Below are 20932 nucleotides of genomic sequence, written 5' to 3' on the forward strand. Positions count from 1 at the left end.
GGGCTTTAACAAAAATTAACCTATGACTCCTAAAAACATAGATTCCCCAATCCATATGTTAATGATAAGCGTATTCCAAAATGGAAGAAGTACCAAAAAATATAGTATCGAGGGTGTTTTTCGCTCTCAGGTCAATTTTTCATGGACTAAAGCCGTAGGCTCATTGAATTCTTTGCCTTCCAGCTGATTTAAATTTCTCTAATACTGTACTAAATCACTCTGATATATATGGTAAAATCAGAACTTTAGTACTACTACCGACCCCATATCACACACAACTCGTAAGGAATAAGGCAACAACAAGTAAACATATTAAGAGTCTATTTTTGACATATAAAGATAAAAAATTCAAACAAAGATTTGTAAAAACAAACAATACTTAAGCTAAATCAAATTACAAATTTATTACATCGCATTCTTTTAGATTTTTAATAAGAAATACGACTTGTTTAGAGAGGAGTTTTGTATATTTATCTATAGATACTGAACATTCACTTAATAATATTGCAATTAATTTTCATTAAGCTTATGCGTTAGAAAGTTAGAAACTAGTGAACAGCTATCAAGAAATGAGCTTAGCGATAAGAAAGGAATAGAGGCACAATCAGTATCGTGCCTACCCCCCACTAAAGTGCATTCATTAGGTACGCATACCTAAGCGATAACTTCCATTATCGAAAAACTGAGCAACCTGCTGACGTTTTCGGCCTAATAATACAGGCCCATTGTCAAAAAAGAGAAAGTTCTTCCAATTACGGCGAAAAACACCCCACTTAGTCTCAATAATATGATCACTTTGGTAACAGAAATACACTGTGATGTTATCATCCCACTCAGCCATATGGGCTGTCAGTAGCTCCGGCATTTGACTTGATTGCGCATCCCAAGCACTCTGCCAAAAATCTTTCTCAAACCAGTTTTTATCTTTGGCGGCCCAATCACCTTCTCCAAAGTGTTCTGGATGAGAGCAACCTCTGCTTATATGCTCTGACCAAATCTGCTCCGCACGACTTTCCGTCAAAGGATTGATCTGCGCAAGATCTTCTTCAGAAACAGGCAAATCCCTGTGACGAAAGATCCAAGCCTTGGTGTACTCTTCCAACGGAATATATTTCATTGTTTACTCAAAATTTTCTAAGATTCACAAAAAAAGAAAAAGGGAGCTGAATAGCTCCCTTTTTAAAAGAAAGCGGACTATGGTTATCCTTCACCTTCAACACGGTTACAACCGCTTTGCTTAGCTACGAATAGGTTCTCGTTGGCGCGTCTCAACATGTTATCAGGATCGTCTTCCAGGCCATCTAGCGCTGCAACACCAACACTGACAGTAAATTTAACATCGCCAGCTGCGTAAGGGATTTCCATCTCTTCCATCATTTTGCGCACACGATTACCAGCAGCCATACCCTGTTCATGGTTCGTTTCCGGCATAAACATTACAAACTGATCGTCACCGTAACGTGCAAGGAAATCTGAAGTACGCTTCATACCATGGATAGAGGTAACTAACTGTTGTAGAACTTGATCACCACAATCCCAAGAGTATCTGTCATTAAGGTCGCTAAAATCATCAACATCAATAACCATCAAGCTGCAGACCCAATCGTAACGCTGCGCTTGTGCGATAGCCTGTTCTAATACAGGTCTTAGTGCGCGACGGTTATAAGCACCTGTCAGAGGGTCACGCTGGGCCTGATTCGTGACCTGCCTTTCAAGTCTTCGTTGGGCAGAGATGTCTCGAAAAACCGCTACAACCTCATCACCTGCAGCAGAACAACGCAGCTCCATCCATTTTGTTTCACTTAAACCTTGGTCTTTCAACACAGGTACGTGTTCAGGTCTTAACTGAATGTAAGTCTTAATCGCTGTATTCTTCTCAATAGACTTAACCCCAGCAGCAGTAATATTACCGCTAATATCAGCAGGGAAAATATCTTCGAGTTTACGTCCCATGATCGCATCGGCATCCAACCAACCTGCGTCACCTGCAGAACACGCCATGATCAAACCTGTTGGTTCAAGTACCATCACTACATCCGCTGTTGCTTCCAGAACAGCACCATAGCGAGCTTGAATCTGTTTATCCGACATCCACTACTCTCCACTCAACCAGACGATAAAAATTGGCATACCAAAAAGATAGCTGTTTGAGGCAGGATGAACAACCTGTTTTGCAGTTTTTATGCGCAGAAGCTTGATTCAAAAAGGATATTTTTAGTCGCAGTACCGAAATACTGCGACCAAGATTACAAAATATAGTAATCCAGAGGGGGGAAACCGTTAAACTCGATCGAGCTATAACTGGTGGTGTAAGCACCGGTAGAGAACCAATAGATATGATCACCGATCTCTAGAGATAGCGGCAACTCATATTTATGCTGCTCATACATGATATCTAGACTATCACAGGTAGGGCCGGCAAGAATCACCTCCTCCTCAGGCCCTGACTTTGAAGTAGATAGCGGATATTTAATTGCCTCACCCAAAGTTTCAATCAAACCGTTAAACATGCCTACATCGGTATAGACCCAACGTTCCAACGCTGTAGAAGATTTTCGAGAGATCAACACCACTTCTGATACGATGATTCCAGCATCGCCAACCAACGAGCGGCCAGGCTCAAGGATAATTCTTGGTAGCTCTTCACCAAAATCTTCTTTTAGAAAGCGCGTAATCTCTTCCGCATAGGTTTCAAATTCATTGGTCTTCTGTAAATAGGTCGCAGGAAAACCACCGCCCATATTAATCATTTGCAAACGGATGCCATGCTCTTCAACCAAACGCTCAAAGATCACTTTGACCTTGGCAATCGCACCATCCCAAACATCGATATCACGCTGTTGAGAACCCACATGGAAGGAAACCCCATAAGGGTTTAAACCCAAATCACGCGCAAGCACAGCAAGTTCAATTGCCATTTCTGGGTTACAGCCAAACTTACGCGACAAAGGCCAATCAGCACCTTCTGAGCCATCAGTGAGCACACGGATATAGACATCAGAACCTGGCGCATACTCCGCTATATTGCGTAGATCGGCCTCAGAGTCGGTCGCAAACAGGCGTACACCGTGATCATAGAAGTATTTAATTGCAGAGCACTTCTTAATCGTATTTCCGTAGCTTATACGCTCTGGCGCAACATCAAATTGCAGTACTTTATCTAACTCCTGCGGGGAAGCGATATCAAAGCTAGCCCCCTCTTTCACTAATAGCTCAATCACCTCATTAGCGGGGTTTGCTTTTACTGCGTAATACACATCAGCTTTAGGAAACCCCTTACTCAATTCAGCAAAACGAGTTTCGATAACTGAAAGGTCTAAAGCTAAAAAAGGTGTAGGTTTAGTCTGAGTTAATGCTTCTAACTTATTAGGAACATCGGGACTAAATTGGTTTGGTAAAATCATGCGCAATTGCACCACACAATTGGGTTAGACAAAGTACTCTAGCAGTGCCTAGTACAGTAAAGGCGCGAAGTATAGTCAGTAATAGAATTCCAAGTCCAGCATTAGATTTATGCTTTAAAACTAAGCCCCTTCACCACTACGAATCACCCGTTCTATTTCCGCAAAACTTTTAGATTCGTACATCACATCAAAGCCAATTTTCAGGCGCCTTGAGATATCACTTGCCGAGATTATCCCTCTAATTCTCAGGACTCCCGCTGAACTTTCATCAATGACCACTACATGCTGATCTCCAGACCCTTTAAGGGTCAACATAATATCCCCTACCCTTGCATCCTTAAGTTGCTCATATGTAAGCGCATTCATATTCAATTTACTCAACATAATATGTCTTACTTGAACCTGATCTCGACTAACCCCATCACGCTGCATAAAGGCCATGACTTTTCGACCTGCGGCATCTGACGCAGTGATAATACCGGTAAAATTATCTTGGTTATCCAAGACAAAGAGCAACCGCACGTGCTGACTCTTCATATACTCAAGCGCTTCTTGAATAGGTAAAGACTCAGGAATTGTTACAGGCTTTACTTCAGTAAAGTCGGTGAATACTTCAAAGGCTGGACTATACAAGCTAGCAGGTGTTGCGGTTTTATCTGGCGATAAAATGTAATCGATATCAGTCGTTGTTTGTAATCGGATGTGCCGAAATTCCTGAAGCATACTGTTCCCTCTCTGATTTGCCTCTGTAATCAGAATAGTACATAGCTTCCATTTTACCGCCTATTGAATCACCAGCTTCGTTAACCTCTAGAAAAACATTTATAGTAAAGAGAATTGGTACTTCTCGCGCTTAAGATTGGCGGGGTTAAACCCGTGCTGATCAAAATAACTGACTGCTTGATCAATCATGTCCGGATGACCACAGAGATAGACTATGTCCTGATCAGGATTTGCGTTCAAATCCACATATAAGTCAGACACATAACCAGATGCTTCATTCTCGGACAAGGCCTCACTCTCCTCTCGGCTAAAGCAGGCAATAAACTTAGCATGGGCAGTAAATTGAGTAAGCTCGAAAAACTCATCGGCGTAGAGCAACTCACCCCTATTCCTCACCCCTTGGATAACAACCATTTTCAACTCAGGATTTTCAGAGATACGGGATCGAAGCTCCGGCAACATAGACCTAAACGGCGTCACTCCCGCACCTGTTGCGATAAAGACAAACCTCTTGGGGGAGACTTTAGGTAAGATCAAATTGCCAAAAGGCCCATTAACAGCAACGGTGCTACCAAGTTCTGCAGCTCTAAAATATTCGCTGGCAGCACCATCAGGGACCAAAGTAATGACAAAAGTGAGTAATCTGTTATCTACACTGGGTAAATCCCCATTTGCCACACTGTAACTTCTCGCCTTTGTCTGACCTTGGTAGGTGAACTCAATCGAAAAAAATTGACCGGGGATATAACGAATCGGACCTTCGCCCTTGTAAGTTAATTCAATCGAGCGAGGTGTTAAATAACGCTTTTCTACTAGACTTAACTCTACTCTGTTATTACTCAACATATCTCAACCCACACCTATATAAATGTATTAAACATACATCTATAGAAAGACAGGGTCAAAAAACGTTCAAATTAATTTAAATATGTTTAATAAAAAAGCCCGCTTGCGCGGGCTTTACAGAAGTTTGCGATTAAGCCGCAGTATTTACGTTCTGCGGGCTCTGCTCAATCAGAGCGGCATGCAATGCAATGATCGCCTTCTCGTAGTCATCTTCAGAGACAACACACTGCATCTCTACCTGACGGATAGACTGGTGAAGCGCCATTACGTTGATATCAGCTTCAGCCAAAGCACTTACTGTACGAGCAAGGATGCCTTTAACCTTCATATGTGAACCGATAGCAGAAACGATCGCAAGATTGTGCAAACGAATCTGGCCTTCTGGATACATCTCTTCCATTAGGCGCGTTGCACGGTTTACCATCTTACGAGAACCGCCAACATAGTACGTGATACTGTTCGCATCAGCATCTTTGTTAATCACGTAAAGCTTCAACTGAGCTAGCAGCTTAGAGATTTCAATATCATACGCCGCATCACCAAGCATCTCTTGGTCAAAGATTTCGATACCAAATACATCATTACGACCTGCAATGATCTCAACACGAGGTGCATTGCTGTGGTAATCCTGACTAATAACCGTACCTTCGTGCTCTGGCTCAAATGCGTTTTTAATGCGCAATTTAACACCGTTACGACGCAAACCTTTCGCAGCTTTAGGATGGATAGCTTCCATACCTAAGTTAGAAAGCTGATCGGCTACATCGTAATTAGTCGCACCGATAGTTACTACGTTATCAGTTCCAACGAGCATTGGATCTGCAGAACTCAGGTGATATTCCTTATGGATAATCGCCTCATCAGCACCTGTTACAGTCGCAATCGTGCTAAAAGTCATCTCGCTGTAACCACGGTCAAAAGTCTTCATCAGACCTTCTTCACAGTGCGTATAGCCCGTAGCAATAACCATCTCTTTGTCGATCTGAACATCGGCAAACTGAGTCTTAACCATCTCTTCAAACGGTAGAGGCTGATCTAGGTGCCAACCTGTCAGATCAACAAAACGTGCATTGATGCCAGAATTACGTAGAACAAGTACAGAGTTGTATGCACTGTGCGCCTCACCGATAGATGCTAGCATCTCACGTACTTTCATCAGGTGTTCTTCCAACTGGAAGTGACCGTAAGTACAAAGGTGGTGCAGGCTCTTCATGCAATCGCGAACGTCATTCAAACGCTCGATTACAAAAGCATCCGCAGCGTTTCGCTCAAATTCCATATCAGCGAAAAGTTCAGCGTTGATCTCTTCCATTTTCGCCTGAACTTTACTCAGCTCATCGATCCATGCCTGCTCACTTTCTGCGTTAGCAAAACGTGCATAAACACCAGGCTCACCGGTTTTCTTGTGTTCAAGAAGATAGTTGGTAATACCGCCATAAGCTGACACAACAAAAATTCGGTTATACAGTTCCTCTGGTGTGGTGCGCTTACCCACCAAAATGGTGTCCATCAATTCCTCAAAGCGGCTCATGGAAGTGCCGCCGATCTTCTCAACTGTATGCATCTTCTTTCCGGATATTTCTGGTTCTAGCTTAGGGATTTACTCCCAAAGCAAAAAAAATTGGGCCCAAATTTTACATCAATATGATGGATTTGTGATCATTTAATTGCCTTCAGACAGAAAAAAGCCCCGTATTCTCGCGAATACAGGGCTTTTCTGCTTAAAGCTATTCTATGTTTAGGTAAACATACCTTTAAACATAAAGAAGAACATAATCGCTAGACCGGCACCTGCAGGCAGTGTCACCACCCAAGATACAAAGATCGTACCTACAATACGTAGGTTAAGTGCAGCCATACCTCGCGCAAGACCTACGCCCAATACAGCACCAACCAATGTGTGAGTAGTAGAGATCGGCAAACCAGTACCCGACGCAAATACAACTGTTGTTGCAGCAGCAAGTGTCGCAGCGAAGCCACGGCTTGGCGTAAGCTCAGTAATGTTGTTACCTACCGTAGCGATTACCTTATGGCCGTACATAACAAGACCAGCAACGATACCGCCACCACCAAGTAGCAAGATCCATACAGGCATTGCAGATTTCTGCGCCACTTCACCACCAGCTGATACAACACCTACTACAGCAGCTAGAGGGCCTACCGCGTTTGCAACATCGTTAGAACCGTGGGCAAAAGCCATTGCGCAGGCAGTGAACATCATCAAGATACCAAATAGCTTCTCTACACTAGTAAAGTGATGTTCGCGATCAGCTTCTGGATCAGGCGTGATGCGTTTTTGCATCTTCATACCGATCAACATGATGATTACAGCAATACCAATTGATGCTAATGCGCTTTGACCCCAGCTAAGATCTAAACCAACGTGTTTAAGACCTTTAGTGAAGGTCACCATGGAAACCATGAAGCCTACTAGGAAGATATAACCTGGGATATATTTTTTAGCGTTAGCAAAAGGATTATCAGTATCGAGTATCAACTTTTGTACGCTTCTAAATAAGAAGAAGGCTATCAGCCCGGCCGTAACCGGCGATACGACCCAACTTGCTACGATCTTAGATACTTTACCCCAGTTAACCGCATCAACAGAGATACCAACTGCTGCGAAGCCAACAATCGCACCTACGATAGAGTGTGTAGTAGATACAGGCCAGCCAAAGTGAGTAGCAATTAACAACCAGATACCCGCAGCTAATAGCGCAGATAACATACCAAACACGAGCAAATCAGGCGTTCCAGACAAGATCGCCGGGTCTATAATACCCTTACGAATTGTTGCTGTTACCGCACCACCCGCAAGATAAGCCCCAAGAAATTCGAAAATAATTGCGATCATAATCGCTTGTTTCAAAGTCAATGCCTTTGAACCAACCGAAGTACCCATGGCATTGGCAACATCGTTTGCACCAACGCCCCAAGCCATAAAGAAGCCAAACACACATGCCATAATTACAAGGATATGGCCGTATTGAGAAATGATTTCCATCTTTACTTACCGAATGAATTAACGAGCAACTAATAGCTGTAAACGACTACCAACCTGTTGTGCGCGATCTGCCAGGTCACCGATTGAACTAATAACCTGATAGAGGAACATAACATCTACCGGCGGAAGTTCTTTCTCGATGCTAAACAGTTTCAGGCGAATAGCACGTTCGTGTTCATCCGTGTTGTGCTCTAGGGCATCCAATTTTTCTAGCATTTTTTCGATGACGTCGATCTCATGACCACCGAAACCGCTATTTACAAGTTCGTCCAGTTCTTTAAGTGCAGTCAATGCTTGCTCAGACGTTTGCAAAGCGACGCGAACGTAGTCTTTCATATCTTGTTGCATCTCTGCTGGCACTTTCATTTGACGGCCAAGCATAATGCCTGCGATATCTTTCGCACGATTAGCAATTTTGTCCTGCATACGTACAACTTCTAAGAGATCTGTACGAGGAACTGGAAGGAAAATACTTTTAGGCAGATTCTGGCGAATCTCTTTTTTCATAGCATCCGCTTCGCCTTCTAAAACGGCGATACGTGCTTGTACTTTATCAGCCTCATTCCAATCATCTGCGATCACCGCATCAAAAAATGGAATAAGCTCAACAGCACACTCTTGCGCTTTTGCAATGTGATCCTGCATTGGTTTGAACGGTGAACGCGCAAACATCTGCAAGAATGGGGTACTGGTTGCTACCATACAACGCACCTTAAAAGTCAAAAAATAAATTGAACACACCTGTGTTCAGGCGCGCGAATTATGACGGAATTATTGCGTAGAGTAATTACAGTTTTGTTACAAAACCGTCATTTTTCAGTAAAAAAACTGAAATATTTGATGCAAGGCAGACAAATGATGTACTGCGAATATGCCTTGTAAATCCGTTGCATCACAATGCATATACATAAAGCTAGTAAGGTTTAATTACGATCTATTTGTTCACATCTTTCCTAAAAATATATGAGTCCATTCCCGACTCAATTCGGTCCGACTCAAAATCCACTAAAGTCAATTCGGCACAATGACCTAAAAGTTCATTTTCTCTTAAGCAAAATCGCTTCGAAAAACCGGTACGTTCATGCTGGAGCAGATTGAACGTAGTCATTAATAAAGTACCTTCTGGCTTCAATAGACTTAACAGTTTTTCCCAGAATCCATCAGCAGGTTTATATCTGGAGACAACTATCGAATCGAACAATCCCAGATCTGACAAATCAACCGATTCCTCCTCTAGATCCATCTGATGTGTTTCCACTTCCAAGCCCAACTTAGTCATTGCCTCAGACAAACGATCCAAACCTACTTGAGAGATATCTGTCGCTACCGTACTAAAGCCTTGTTTCGCCAAAAAAATAGAGGCCGCCCCATCTCCTGCTGCCAAATCTAATACACGACCTGTTTTTAAAAAACGCCACTGACGTTTTAGATATTCTGGTGCAACAGGTTCAGATGCTAGACCTTGGCTTTTTGCCAAGTATCGCTGATCCCATTTTTGCTGTGCTTTGCTCATTGAAATCCTTAAGAATAGATATGTGCAGAAGAAGGTTAATTAACAATGATTGCTTAGCTATAAAAATGCAGAGCCAATTGTTTCGTAAGGTGAAAAGCCTTGTTTCAACCAAAAATCATCAGCCTCTGTATTTCCTGGGTGCCATCCAGCCTGAACAGAGGTCACCCCTTGAGCTTTAAGCCACTGTTTAGCTTCCGCGACCAATGCTTGCCCTATCCCTTTTCTACGCAGATCAGGTTCTACCCATAAATTAAACAAAACACTACTATTAGGCTGAGTATAACCTGTTTGCTGATTCAGAATGACGGCAATCGTCCCACAAACCTTATCCCCCTCAGCTATAAATATCATTGCATCATCTCTTTCAATACATTGTTCAAGGGTATGATAAAGCTGATTTTCAAGATGTTCAGGAATAGGCAAACCAAAAGGCTTTGCATGGTGAATAGGCAGATACGATGTAAGTTGCTGCCACTGTTTAAGCACAACATCTACGCGATCAGGCCCGGCCACACTGATTTGAAAAGACTCTTTATTGGAAAAATCCATTACATATATTCCGATATTCCATGTACATCTACTTTATCATTTTGGAATAACGATTATTAAGTTCTTTACCTTCTATATAAGTCATCTTATCCGCTAACTTGTGTAGTTCTGACAAACGGTCTTCAGCGCTTGGGTGACGCTTACTAAATGCCTGCCAAAAGGAACTATCATCCTGTTGAGCATCTATCTTTTGCAATACCGCGATATAAGCCATTGGATCGTAGCCAGCTCTGGCAGAGATCACCATGCCCATCTTATCCGCTTCTAATTCATCGCTTCGAGCCAAACCATCACTGTAAACATCCTGAATGGTATTCAGCAGTTTATTTTCAACTGAGTGGTCACCAAATACCGTAGTTCCACTGCTATCTGAATCGCTTTGACTGTCACGTAAGAACCGAGCAAGATCTGCTGCAATACCGATTTTTGCTTCCTTCTGAATAGCTCGGAGGTGGTGCTTTTGAACCACATGTGCAATTTCATGAGCTAGCACACCTGCAAGCTCAGCTTCGCTCTCCAACTGCTCTAAAGTCCCCGTTGTGATATAGATAAATCCACCGGGCGTGGCGAAAGCATTAAAACTATCATCTCGTAACACTGAAAAGGTCCAAGGGATATCAGATCGTTCAGTTTGTTGAGCGAGCCACATTCCCACTGAATTCACATACTTTTGAACATCTCGGACGTTATATATGGAGGCTTTTTGAAGCAGAACAGCACTCACTTCCTCACCGATCTCAACTTCTTCAGCCAAGCTTTTCTCAAATAGATCGGTCGATTTTTTTCCTGCTTCCATTAATGGGGTCAGATTGATGTTATTGACCTGACAGCCGCTTAAACCCAGCAATAGAAAACCAGCAACAACCCCTTTGATAGCGTTTATTTTCAATATAGACATAAGCTACTCCACATAATTCATGCTTCGTGCTTTCAATCCCCCTTCCCGTGCAAACTTGGTAGCCGCATCTGCACTCACTTTATAACCTTTTACTTTGCTAAGGGAGACACCTGACCCACTCGATATAATCCCGCCTTCATCCAACCCCCTAACACCGGTAGTCAGGGTTGTTTTGGAGCGATATTTCATATTGCCCGCAACTTGTTGCGTGCTAGGCTTACTCACATATCGAAGGTTTATCATTTTCACCCAACCAGAGTCAGCATTACCCGTTCGTACTTCGTACCAACCACCGCTTCGTCGCAGAATATTTACAGAGGATTTTTCAGAGAGTTTCGTAACGACAGTGCTAGAAATTGAGGGAGTTTGGTAGACAGAGATATCTCTGACTGTGTAGGCAGTTTGAGCAGTCGCCCAAGTGGAGCACATAAATGGAAGACCGATAATTAGTAATTTAAGGTTCATCACTCAACCTCCTTGGCTGATAGACGGTTACCAATTTTTCCCGGCCTTTAACCTTATAGTCACCAATCAGCTCGAAGTCAAAAGCATCCCCACATGCCTGCCGAGTTTCTTCAGAAACTAAAATTCTTCGTCCCGTTTCTTTAGTCAGCCCTTCAATACGACTGGCTACGTTTACCGCATCACCAATGGCAGTGTAATCATAGCGACTTTGCGTGCCTATAGCCCCAACAACTACTTCCCCTGTATGGAGGCCAATGCCGATATCGAAATCAAACAAACCAAACTCCCGTCTGAAGCCGAGCATTTGATCCACCATATCCAAAGCCGCGTTTACAGCAGCAATCTCTTGTCCGGGATTTTCAATGGGCTCACCCCAAAATGCCATAATGGCATCACCAATAAATTTATCGAGGGTACCTTTATACTGAAAAATAACTTCAACTTGACGAGAAAAGTAATGATTAAGCAGATCGACAATTTCGGTAGCACTGCGATATTCAGAAAGATGAGTAAACTCACGAATATCGGTAAATAAGATGGTTACCCGCGTGCTCTTTCCTGCCAAAGCTTGATCGGTGATACCTTGTTCAAGCAAAATATTCACTACTTTCGGGTCCAAAAAACGGCCAAAAATATCGACCGTTTTTCTCATCTCTCTCTGTTGCTGCAATAAACGGAATGCGTAAAAAGAAACCGCAATAAAAATATACGCGACCAGCCAAGTCATAACAGGGAACATCATCCCTTCCATGATCAAAAGCAGATAACTGAACAGCACGTTTACTCCGATTAAAATGCCTATTCCGATGAGTGCGTAATAGAAACTTCCCACACGAACCAGCAATAGCACTAAAACACCAAAGCTTACGCCCACAATCACCAAAGCCAGCAAAGTGTCTACTGGTTGAAGAAAGCTCTGATCAATAAAGTTATTAATAGCCGTAGCTAAGATAAAAACACCGGGGTAAGTACTACTAATCGGTGTGACTTGGATATCATGTAAACCCGCAGCAGTTGAACCGATAACAATAATTTTGTCCTTAAAATAGTTTACCTCTTTGAAATCATCTCCTTGGGTCAACTGCTTATATACTTCGCTATAAGAAAGTCTAGGATAGGGCTCACCTTTGCCTTGATACCAATCGATCCAGATTGACTGCTCTTCAATTTCAAAACCATTAAGGTCAACAGCGATTCGCGCAGGCATCGTCATAATCCCCCAATCAGATATTGGATGAATTGCAGCGTACTTGCGCCCAACACCATCATCATCAGGATGGAAATTAATACTGCCTAAACGCCAAACACTCGCGTCAACCGCATTAGGTAAGACCAAACTTGCATGAGGAATAGATGAAACTGTATCCGGCTTTCGAATGGGGACGGTTTCTGGATATTGATCTAAACGCGGAAACAGATGATCAGAATAGGTTTGCAGATGTAAGAAAGGTAGATAAACATTATCCGATGTAGCCAACACCTCGCTAAAATACTGATCACTTTCTGGGTTAAAAATATCTCTATCAGCAAACAGAACATCAAACACCACTGCTGCAGGCTTCTGTAACTGCAACAACTCGACCAGCTCGGCATGTACAGCCCTTGGCCAAGGCCAACCACCCGCAATAGGCGCAAGATTATTCAGGCTCGAATCATCTATATCGATAACCACGATATGCTCACTTGCGACTCTTTTGTCTGCTCGCTGTTGAAGCGTTAAATCAAGCCAGTAGTTTTCGAGCGGTGGAAGCAGTGGTGAATGGAAATTAAAGGCAGCAAATAAGCAAAATAAAATACTCAGCACTGAGATAGCTTTGATTTCCGAGAGGAGTTTGCTGGCGGGCATAGCCATCCTTATCTGACCTAGTTTGTTACTACCTTATAGAAAGTAGCTTTAATACAGCATAGGCCAGAGAACGACAGACACAAAAAAGCCCCGTAAAAACAGGGCTCTAAAAATTCAGTTAGTTAGATTAGAAAACGCCTAATTCCAATTTAACCTGATCTAACCAATCAGAAAGGCGCTCATCGGTTTGATCACGCTGCCAATCTTCATCTAGAGCTAAGCCGATAAAATGTTTTTTATCGTCTGTTAGTGCTTTAGATTCTTCAAATTCATAACCTTCTACAGACCAGTGACCAACAATTTCTGCACCTTTGGCTACGATTTTATCATGTAGCATACCCATTGCATCGACAAACCATTCAGGATAGCCAAACTGATCACCAAGACCGATAAAGGCAGCCTGTTTACCACTGAAATCCAACTGGTCCACTTCATCCCATACTTCCAGCCAATCTTCCTGTACTTCACCATAATCCCACGTAGGTATAGCAAAAATAAGAATATCAAAATCTTTTGCTGCAGAGAGTGAACTGTCTGCGACATCAAATAACTCTAGTTCGCCGGCATCCCAACTACCTTTTATCTTATCTGCAATATCGCCAGTATTACCTGTTGTGGTGCCGTAAAATAACGCTGCCTTCACTACCTACTCCAATACCTACACGCTAATGATAACACTTATCATTATCCATCTAATAACGACACTTATGCAAGCCTGATGCATATAAAATTTTGTTCTAGAAATAAAAAAGCCCAGCATATAGCTGGGCTTTAGAAACTTTATATCCTAGATCAGGCTAAGCTGAGTTCCTCATCCGCTGCCATTTCAACTGTTGCAGCGGGTCTCTGATTTCCTTTTTTATTCACGTTTTTCTGGTGAATCTTATCTAGCTGACGATCAATTTTATCAGCCATCGCATCCAGAGCAGCATACAAGTTATCAGCGGATGCTTTCGCAAAGATATCTTTACCTGCTACGTGAATTGTTGCTTCAGCAACGTCCTCACGATCATTTTTTTCAATAATAACGTGAGCACTAGTAATAACTTCGTAACGTTCTTGGCTGCTGTTCAGCCATTCCTCTACTTTCTCTTTTACACTGTCAGAAACTTTAGCATTGCGGTGAGTAATTTTGATATTCATGTGCAAATCCTTAATGCCTTGTTGCAGTGAGAGCGCTATGAATTAATGTTTTTGTGCGCCCCTGTACACTTACAGTAGTACCATTCTGACAATGGATTACAAGTACTTTTTTCGCTTCATGAAGAAAAATTGATAGCTGACAGGCAAAACTGTTCAAACACCAAACAGTTGTTACTAGGATTTAGCCGTTTTACGGGAAGAAAGGGACAAAAATCCAGCCGAGAAGATCAAGCACAAACCTATTAAGCTGTAGACGCCTAATACTTCATCCCATAATAACCAACCAAACAGTGCAGCAAAGACTACCGAAGCGTATGTGTACGGCCCCAACTGTCCTGCTGGTGCAAGACCATAGCCTTTACTCAATAACAGCTGGGCAACTGTTGAGGTAATGGCCATCAGCAATAACCAACCCAATTCAACTAAATTGGGCGTAACCCAATTAAGCATCGCTGGCGGCAAAGCTAAAACGGTACTAAACAAAGCGAAATAAAAAACGATGCGACTGGCTGGTTCTGTATCGCTCATCCTACGGATAATAACTTTTGCTAGCGCCCCCAGCATTGCACCAAAAAGCGCAATTAGCACAGCAACATTGAGTGTTCCCTGCCCGGGATTCAACACTAGAAAAACACCAAAGAAACCAACACATATTGCCAGTTTCACTACCCCAGAAATCTTTTCACCTAACCACCATAAGGCGAATAATGGAATAAAGAATGGAGCTGTTTGTTTGATCAACGCCGCCTCTGCTAAAGGCAAGTGTCCCCATGAATAGTAAAGACACATCATGGCAGTCACACCGACCGCCGCACGCGCAATATGAAATCGAAGAGAGCTCGTTTTTATCGAGGAGATCCCATTTCGCAATAACCAAGGCATCAATAGAATTAACGCAAAGAGGTTACGGGCAAATACGATAATCTCAGTGGGTAGCTGATGAGTGATCTGCTTTACGACCATGCCAGAACAGACCAAAAACAGTTCTGACAGAATGATAAACAGCGCACCTTGATAAAGCGCTTGTGTGGGCATAGAGGCTTGAGGATTATTAAGGAATAAATGACTAGCAATCAAAGTCTACCTTGATCGCTAGTCGAATTTTACCTTAATTAGACTTCAATTACTTCAAAGTCGTCGGATAGACTGTCTGCCTGCTCTTTACTGGTGATCACTGCCACACTGCCTTCTTTATCCAAAAGATAAGTTTTGGCAACGCGCTTTAGATCATCCAATGTCACATTCAAGATACGCGCACGAAACGCTTTACGCTGCTCAGGCGTACGTCCAAACAAAGCGCTGTGGAATGCCTGCTTAGCTTCACCAGCCGGTGATCCTGGCTTATCAATCGAGCTGACAACACCCAGAATCGCTTCTTCTAATTTCTGAGCATCATGATCAGTCTCCAGAAGCCATTTCACCGCACCATCAAAGTCATCCAAGGTTTCAGATAAACGAGGATCACGGTAAGAGAAGAAACGGAAAGCTGCATCACCTGAATCCTGACCAGCGCCAGAGCCGTAAGCACCGCCTTTTTCGCGAATAACTCGGTGTAGATAGCCATTACGCAGAAAGTCCCCCAAAATTGTAAGTGGCGCAGAATCAGGGTGATCTACCGCCACGGTAGGGAATGCTTTAGCACAGAAGCTTACCTGAGTACTAGTCACCCAAGCTTGCTTCACCTTGCTACGTAACTCTGGCAGTAAAAACCCTGCAGAGGTTTCACTCGGCACATCTGCCCAGATAGACTCTAAGTAGCTCTGAACACTAGCCTGATACTCGTCTTCAGCCACTACAAGGTATTGACGTGGGGCAAGCTGGATCTTGCTATGCAGCTCTTGAAGACGTTGTGAAAGCTGTTTCAGAGCATCTTCATTCTCTAGCTGATCATCTAACTGTTTGTAGTAACAGATAGACTCAAGACCTTTTGTTGCATGAGATAGTGCTGCAGCCGGGCTCATCTTAGCTGCTGCAGCCATCATTGCGAATGCATGGCCTTGCCCGGTGATACTTTGTTCTTTACGAGTACGTTGTTGAGATACCACTTCACGAATACGAGGCAACTCATCAAAGCGTGCAAATTGCAGCGTCTCTTTCAGCAGATCCAACAACGCCTCATGTTTAGACACTAAGGCTTTACCGGTTAATGTGAAGTAACCTTTTACATCCTGTTCATTATCAGGTGCACCTCTTACCGAAGCAAAACCATGAACGCCACCGGTCACTTCAGTTTGATACTGCTGATTTTCTTGATAAGTGCGATCACCACAGCCCAATTCAGTAAGAAGATAGCTGTATAGCGGCAATATGTGCTGCTCATCTTCCGTTAACTGCGGAAGCTGCATAATTACCTGCTGATAAACAATACCGTTAGTGCCTCGATCATAACGGGTCAAAGGTAGCGTAGACTCAACCGCCACATTTTCAGGCACAGACATCTCATCCGGTACATCGGTCAATGTCACTTTAGGTAGAATCGATTCATCATCGACCTGTTCTTGACGCTCGGCTAACTCAGCTGCACGATCAATTAGCTGCTGTTTATCTGCATCCGATAAACCCGCTTTAATTTGAGCTAACTGCGCTTTCTCTGCAGCATCACGATTAGCTGCTAGTTTGTTGTCTGGGCTTAAAGTCAAACGAACGCGATGCGGGTTATCTAACAGTTCCTTAACCATGGACTGCACAAAGTCAGGCTGTTTGATCGCTTCACGCAGCTTTTCTAGCACTGGATCAAGGTTCAGAATAGCGATTGGATCGCCTTTGTTAACGGCTGCCCCGAGCGAAGACATGATCAAACTCAGGCCATAAGGATAGCCATCACCATTAATTTCGCGCTGTTGCAGTTCTAACTGATGCAACTGGGCTTCCAGCATAGCTTGAGGTACACCCTCTTCAGCAACCTTATGCAAGGTATTCAATACCAATTTTTCAAATTCTGCCGCAGATTCGGGCTCACTGCCTTCAATACCGCACATGAAGCTCATTTCACGATTGGAATCTTCTAAACCACATAATGGCGAAGGAGCGCTGCCTAAATCAGTTGATTCAAGCGCATAACGTAGCGGAGAAGCACTATTATCCAGTAACACACGTGACATAAGGTGTGCTTTAAGTTGTGCTTCTAAATCATTGGAATGACCCAGAAGCCAAGCTAAAACATGGTGTGTTTTGCCACTTAGATCCACTTGGTCAAGGTCATAACCTTCTTCCACCCGCAATGGCGAGTGGTAGCGTTTCTCATCATGAATTTCGATAGAAGTGCCCAGCTTTTCAAAACGGCTTAGCGCTTTCTCTTCAAAGAAGCCCTGAAGTTCAGCAGCAGGAATATCACCAAAAGTCATAATGACCGCATTACTCGGGTGGTAATGGGTTTTATAAAATTCAATTAGCTCATCATAACTTAGGTCAGGGATGCTCTCTGGCTCACCGCCGCTGTTGTGATGATAGGTTGTTGTCGGGAACAGGTATTTCGTCACTGACTGCCACAAACGAGAAACCGGCGAACTCATCGCACCTTTCATCTCGTTGTAAACAACACCTTTGTATTCTAAATCGGATTCAACATCACCTGTTTCAGAAAACTCGATACGATGCCCTTCTTGTTCAAAATCCAGAGGATCTAAACGACTGAAGAAAACAGCATCAAGATAGACATCTAAAAGGTTGAAGAAATCTTTGCGGTTTTGGCTAGCAAATGGATAAGAGGTCCAGTCACTGCTCGTCATTGCGTTCATAAATGTATTAAGTGAACGGCGCGTCATCATAAAGAATGGATCACGTACCGGGAAACGTTCACTACCACACAACGCTGTGTGCTCTAGAATATGCGCAACGCCTTTTGAGTCTTCCGGCACAGTCCTTAGACCGACAAGGAAAACATTCTCAGTATGATCAGCCGCTATATGGAAATGAGAAAGGCCAGTCTTTTTATGCTCGTATTCCGTTACATCAATTCCTAAAGACTCAATCTTTTCTGATCTAACAAATTCAAAAGATGAGTGTGATTCTACGACTGTATTCGATTGCGTCATGAAAATACTTGATCCTGTTACTAAAGGGACTCTACCAAAGCTAAACGTTAGTTAGCTGTCCCGAGGTATTGAGGTGAAGAAAGCTTTCAAGCAGATAGCCAATCCCGCTATAGCCAACCCCTCCCATATAAGCCCTGTTTTTGGGCTAAAGAGTATCACCTGATTGTAATAGCTATTTGGTTATATGAACAACCTATCGGCCAATATAGGCACAAAGCGGGTGCAATTTGACTTCAAGAATTTTTATTTTTCTCCAAAAACAGCTCAAAAAGCTGATTTGAGTAGAACTTAACTCTTTTATACCAATCACTCTAACTCATTGTTATATAGGTGTTTAATCATCTAAAGCAATGCATATAAATATTTTTGTGCAATGCACAAAAAAATATTTGACAGGTTATTTATTAACCACTATATTTATCTCAAATGCTGCAACGCACAAAAACACTTTATTAAAGATTCTCAGAGGAATGGAAAATGTACGATGATCTAATGAAAGATGTTCAGGAAAAAATGCAACCAGCAATCGACGTTGCTGAAGTGAACAAAAAAGCACTAGAAACTCTGTTCTCTTTGCAGTCTGAATATGTAACTGATTTCGTAGATTCAAGCGTAGCTCAGCTTAAAGCTCTATCTGAAGTAAAAGAGCCTAAAGAAGCTATTGAACTACAAGTTGAGTTTTTCAAAGCTCTAGAAACCAAAACTACTGCGACTGCAGAAAAAGAGCTAGCTGCTCTAAACTCTGCAAAAGAAGAGATCTCTGAGATCGTAGAAAAGAGCCTTAGCGAAATTCGTGAGATGCCTTACGTATCTGATTTCAACAAGTTTCTAACTGAAGCAGCTGAAGCAACTTCTGCTGTAGTAGCTAACGCAACTAAAACTGAAGCAGCACCAGCTGAACAAGCAGCGGCTCCAGCTAAGAAAGCACCTGCGAAAAAAGCTCCTGCAAAGAAAGCACCTGCGAAAAAAGCAGCGACTGCTGAGTAATTCATCGTTGGGGGTCACGTAACGACCCCACTTCTCTACTCTGGCTGGTTTAATCAGCCGTATTTCTTTGCCGGTCTCCCAGACCGGCTTTTTTTATTTAAGCCTTTGATTATTGCTCTTTGGCCATTTCAGGCAAAGGCCCTTCCAAGCCCATCGCGAACTGCATAACTTTGTTTTTAGCTGGCGTTACACGACCTGCCAAACCCAAACCAATATTGCGCAAAACTTTTAGTGGACCGTTCTGATTACTAAATACTCGGTAGAACGCATCCATTGTCTGCATCATCAATAAATTATGCTTACGGCGCTGCTTTTCATACTCCTTCAGCAACGCCAATTCAGTAATATCTTCACCTGTATTAGCAGCCGCTAAAATCACTTCAGAGAGAGCAGCTGCATCAAGCAGGCCTATATTAACACCCTGTCCAGCTAGAGGATGAATCATATGTGCAGCGTCACCTGCTAAAGCCAGACCTTCTAAGACATATTCCTGCGCATGTTGGCGACGAAGCGGGAAAGCTCCTCGGCTAAGTAACTGATCAATTTCGCCCAACGCATCAGGGAACGTAGATTTAAGCTCTTGCATAAAGCTTTCATCATCCTGAGCTAAGAGACGCTTTACGTTATCCGGTGTGTTATACCAAACCAGAGAAGCGTTATTGCCTGAAAGAGGTAGAAAGGCAAGCGGACCTGTCGGTGTAAACTGCTGCCAAGTGATATCTTCTTGAGCAAACTTAGTCGTCACAGAAGCAACCAGTGCATGCTGCTCATAGTCCCAACGGGTTACACCTATACCTGCAGCTTGACGAACACGAGACTCACCACCATCCGCAGCGATCAGTAGACGCCCAATTATTTCGCGATCATCTTTCAATCTAACGATGCTGCTACCAGGAGAATAATCGATAGCCTCAACTTCAGCGGGACAGATCAGATCAACATTTTCAAATGTCTGTAAACGCTCTAAAAGTGCTAGCTGAATCACACGGTTTTCGACAATATGACCAAGGTGATCACGGCCAATATTATCGGAAACAAATTCGGTAGATGCCTTTTCTTCGCTTGCTTCCCAAACCTTCATACGTCGGTAAGGGCAACTACGACGAGATAGAATCCCCTCCCATGCACCTACTCTCTGAAGAATATTCTCCGAAGCAACGCTGATAGCAGAAACACGCAAATCATTTGGTTGGGAAGCTTCATATTCCGCAGGATATCGACTTTCCAAGACGGCAACTGATAACGGGCTATTTCCAAGAGCACAAGCGATCGTTGCACCCACCATACCACCACCGACAATGACGACATCGTAACGCGTATTCATAATTCCCAACCAACTTACTTATTTTTGACTGTCCCGAAGTATACCCAAAGAGCCTGCCAACATCTTGAGAAAGATCAACAATTGTTAACGCGCTTTGATTAGCGAGTGATTCTTCAGGGTATTCATATTCTCCCAAAGCGGTTTGCTCTATAATGCCGCTTTGCAACAAAACCTAACCAACTTTACTTTTACCGAG

Annotated in this window: 19 protein-coding genes; 1 reads left to right on the forward strand and 18 read right to left on the reverse strand. The window is 43.0% G+C overall.

Annotation, left to right across the window (positions count from 1 at the left end; translation table 11 throughout):
* Positions 1-640: 640 nt before the first annotated feature.
* The 17 genes from ACMXYS_RS09570 to ACMXYS_RS09650 all read right to left on the reverse strand — a co-directional run bounded on the left by ACMXYS_RS09570 (position 641) and on the right by ACMXYS_RS09650 (position 18425).
* Complete coding sequence (locus ACMXYS_RS09570) at positions 641-1117, reverse strand: DUF2947 domain-containing protein (protein ID WP_415896360.1); 477 nt, start codon at positions 1115-1117, stop codon at positions 641-643.
* A gap of 83 nt (positions 1118-1200) precedes the next feature.
* Positions 1201-2091, reverse strand: coding sequence for a diguanylate cyclase (locus tag ACMXYS_RS09575; RefSeq protein ID WP_415881496.1), 891 nt, complete (start codon positions 2089-2091; stop codon positions 1201-1203).
* Positions 2092-2246: 155 nt separating this feature from the next.
* A complete protein-coding gene (locus ACMXYS_RS09580) occupies positions 2247-3404 on the reverse strand; it encodes a type III PLP-dependent enzyme (protein WP_415896361.1) in 1158 nt (385 codons plus the stop codon).
* A gap of 120 nt (positions 3405-3524) precedes the next feature.
* Complete coding sequence (locus tag ACMXYS_RS09585; RefSeq protein ID WP_415881498.1) at positions 3525-4127, reverse strand: CBS domain-containing protein; 603 nt, start codon at positions 4125-4127, stop codon at positions 3525-3527.
* 99 nt (positions 4128-4226) lie between these two features.
* A complete protein-coding gene (locus tag ACMXYS_RS09590; RefSeq protein WP_415896362.1) occupies positions 4227-4973 on the reverse strand; it encodes an FAD-binding oxidoreductase in 747 nt (248 codons plus the stop codon).
* Positions 4974-5103: 130 nt separating this feature from the next.
* A complete protein-coding gene (locus ACMXYS_RS09595) occupies positions 5104-6537 on the reverse strand; it encodes an aspartate kinase (RefSeq protein WP_415896363.1) in 1434 nt (477 codons plus the stop codon).
* Positions 6538-6711: 174 nt separating this feature from the next.
* Complete coding sequence (locus ACMXYS_RS09600; protein WP_415891078.1) at positions 6712-7977, reverse strand: inorganic phosphate transporter; 1266 nt, start codon at positions 7975-7977, stop codon at positions 6712-6714.
* Between the two features lie 18 nt (positions 7978-7995).
* Entirely contained in the window at positions 7996-8679 is a 684-nt protein-coding gene (locus tag ACMXYS_RS09605) for a TIGR00153 family protein (protein WP_415884304.1), read from the reverse strand.
* Positions 8680-8911: 232 nt separating this feature from the next.
* Entirely contained in the window at positions 8912-9490 is a 579-nt protein-coding gene (locus ACMXYS_RS09610) for a class I SAM-dependent methyltransferase (protein ID WP_415884303.1), read from the reverse strand.
* 57 nt (positions 9491-9547) lie between these two features.
* On the reverse strand, positions 9548-10039 hold the full coding sequence (locus ACMXYS_RS09615; protein WP_415896364.1) for a GNAT family N-acetyltransferase: 492 nt from the start codon (positions 10037-10039) through the stop codon (positions 9548-9550).
* 28 nt (positions 10040-10067) lie between these two features.
* The gene (locus ACMXYS_RS09620) at positions 10068-10937 is read right to left on the reverse strand and encodes a M48 family metalloprotease (protein ID WP_415884301.1); all 870 of its coding nucleotides are present in this window, start codon (positions 10935-10937) and stop codon (positions 10068-10070) included.
* 3 nt (positions 10938-10940) lie between these two features.
* Positions 10941-11402 (reverse strand): SH3 domain-containing protein, encoded by a 462-nt coding sequence (locus ACMXYS_RS09625; RefSeq protein ID WP_415884300.1) that lies wholly within the window; start codon positions 11400-11402, stop codon positions 10941-10943.
* Entirely contained in the window at positions 11392-13254 is a 1863-nt protein-coding gene (locus ACMXYS_RS09630; RefSeq protein ID WP_415896365.1) for a CHASE2 domain-containing protein, read from the reverse strand. The genes ACMXYS_RS09625 and ACMXYS_RS09630 overlap by 11 nt, the downstream gene beginning before the upstream one ends.
* Before the next feature lie 121 nt (positions 13255-13375).
* A complete protein-coding gene (locus ACMXYS_RS09635; protein ID WP_415884298.1) occupies positions 13376-13891 on the reverse strand; it encodes a flavodoxin in 516 nt (171 codons plus the stop codon).
* 149 nt (positions 13892-14040) lie between these two features.
* Positions 14041-14391 carry a ribosome hibernation-promoting factor, HPF/YfiA family gene (gene hpf / locus ACMXYS_RS09640; protein ID WP_415884297.1) on the reverse strand — a complete coding sequence of 117 codons (351 nt, stop codon included), beginning with the start codon at positions 14389-14391 and terminating at the stop codon, positions 14041-14043.
* Positions 14392-14565: 174 nt separating this feature from the next.
* Positions 14566-15468: a DMT family transporter gene (locus tag ACMXYS_RS09645; RefSeq protein ID WP_415896366.1), complete on the reverse strand. Its 903-nt coding sequence runs from the start codon at positions 15466-15468 to the stop codon at positions 14566-14568.
* Positions 15469-15503: 35 nt separating this feature from the next.
* A complete protein-coding gene (locus ACMXYS_RS09650; protein ID WP_415896367.1) occupies positions 15504-18425 on the reverse strand; it encodes an insulinase family protein in 2922 nt (973 codons plus the stop codon).
* 477 nt (positions 18426-18902) lie between these two features.
* On the opposite strand from ACMXYS_RS09650, the gene ACMXYS_RS09655 reads away from it, so the two are divergent.
* Positions 18903-19412: a phasin family protein gene (locus ACMXYS_RS09655; RefSeq protein ID WP_415884294.1), complete on the forward strand. Its 510-nt coding sequence runs from the start codon at positions 18903-18905 to the stop codon at positions 19410-19412.
* 109 nt (positions 19413-19521) lie between these two features.
* Here ACMXYS_RS09655 and ACMXYS_RS09660 read toward each other — a convergent pair whose 3' ends face one another.
* A complete protein-coding gene (locus tag ACMXYS_RS09660) occupies positions 19522-20736 on the reverse strand; it encodes a UbiH/UbiF/VisC/COQ6 family ubiquinone biosynthesis hydroxylase (protein ID WP_415884293.1) in 1215 nt (404 codons plus the stop codon).
* Between the last annotated feature and the right edge of the window lie 196 nt (positions 20737-20932).

The organism is Neptuniibacter sp. QD57_21 (assembly GCF_047778075.1).
GTDB lineage: Bacteria > Pseudomonadota > Gammaproteobacteria > Pseudomonadales > Balneatricaceae > Neptuniibacter.

What these genes read in the sequence shown, in the direction of transcription:
- ACMXYS_RS09595 (WP_415896363.1), bottom strand. Translation starts at nt 6,537, where the DNA reads ATGCATACAGTTGAGAAGATCGGCGGCACTTCCATGAGCCGCTTTGAG.
- ACMXYS_RS09600 (WP_415891078.1), bottom strand. Translation starts at nt 7,977, where the DNA reads ATGGAAATCATTTCTCAATACGGCCATATCCTTGTAATTATGGCATGT.
- ACMXYS_RS09655 (WP_415884294.1), top strand. Translation starts at nt 18,903, where the DNA reads ATGTACGATGATCTAATGAAAGATGTTCAGGAAAAAATGCAACCAGCA.
- ACMXYS_RS09625 (WP_415884300.1), bottom strand. Translation starts at nt 11,402, where the DNA reads ATGAACCTTAAATTACTAATTATCGGTCTTCCATTTATGTGCTCCACT.
- ACMXYS_RS09580 (WP_415896361.1), bottom strand. Translation starts at nt 3,404, where the DNA reads ATGATTTTACCAAACCAATTTAGTCCCGATGTTCCTAATAAGTTAGAA.
- ACMXYS_RS09615 (WP_415896364.1), bottom strand. Translation starts at nt 10,039, where the DNA reads ATGGATTTTTCCAATAAAGAGTCTTTTCAAATCAGTGTGGCCGGGCCT.
- ACMXYS_RS09585 (WP_415881498.1), bottom strand. Translation starts at nt 4,127, where the DNA reads ATGCTTCAGGAATTTCGGCACATCCGATTACAAACAACGACTGATATC.
- ACMXYS_RS09620 (WP_415884301.1), bottom strand. Translation starts at nt 10,937, where the DNA reads ATGTCTATATTGAAAATAAACGCTATCAAAGGGGTTGTTGCTGGTTTT.
- ACMXYS_RS09605 (WP_415884304.1), bottom strand. Translation starts at nt 8,679, where the DNA reads ATGGTAGCAACCAGTACCCCATTCTTGCAGATGTTTGCGCGTTCACCG.
- ACMXYS_RS09570 (WP_415896360.1), bottom strand. Translation starts at nt 1,117, where the DNA reads ATGAAATATATTCCGTTGGAAGAGTACACCAAGGCTTGGATCTTTCGT.
- ACMXYS_RS09590 (WP_415896362.1), bottom strand. Translation starts at nt 4,973, where the DNA reads ATGTTGAGTAATAACAGAGTAGAGTTAAGTCTAGTAGAAAAGCGTTAT.
- ACMXYS_RS09575 (WP_415881496.1), bottom strand. Translation starts at nt 2,091, where the DNA reads ATGTCGGATAAACAGATTCAAGCTCGCTATGGTGCTGTTCTGGAAGCA.
- ACMXYS_RS09630 (WP_415896365.1), bottom strand. Translation starts at nt 13,254, where the DNA reads ATGGCTATGCCCGCCAGCAAACTCCTCTCGGAAATCAAAGCTATCTCA.
- hpf (WP_415884297.1), bottom strand. Translation starts at nt 14,391, where the DNA reads ATGAATATCAAAATTACTCACCGCAATGCTAAAGTTTCTGACAGTGTA.
- ACMXYS_RS09610 (WP_415884303.1), bottom strand. Translation starts at nt 9,490, where the DNA reads ATGAGCAAAGCACAGCAAAAATGGGATCAGCGATACTTGGCAAAAAGC.
- ACMXYS_RS09650 (WP_415896367.1), bottom strand. Translation starts at nt 18,425, where the DNA reads ATGACGCAATCGAATACAGTCGTAGAATCACACTCATCTTTTGAATTT.
- ACMXYS_RS09660 (WP_415884293.1), bottom strand. Translation starts at nt 20,736, where the DNA reads ATGAATACGCGTTACGATGTCGTCATTGTCGGTGGTGGTATGGTGGGT.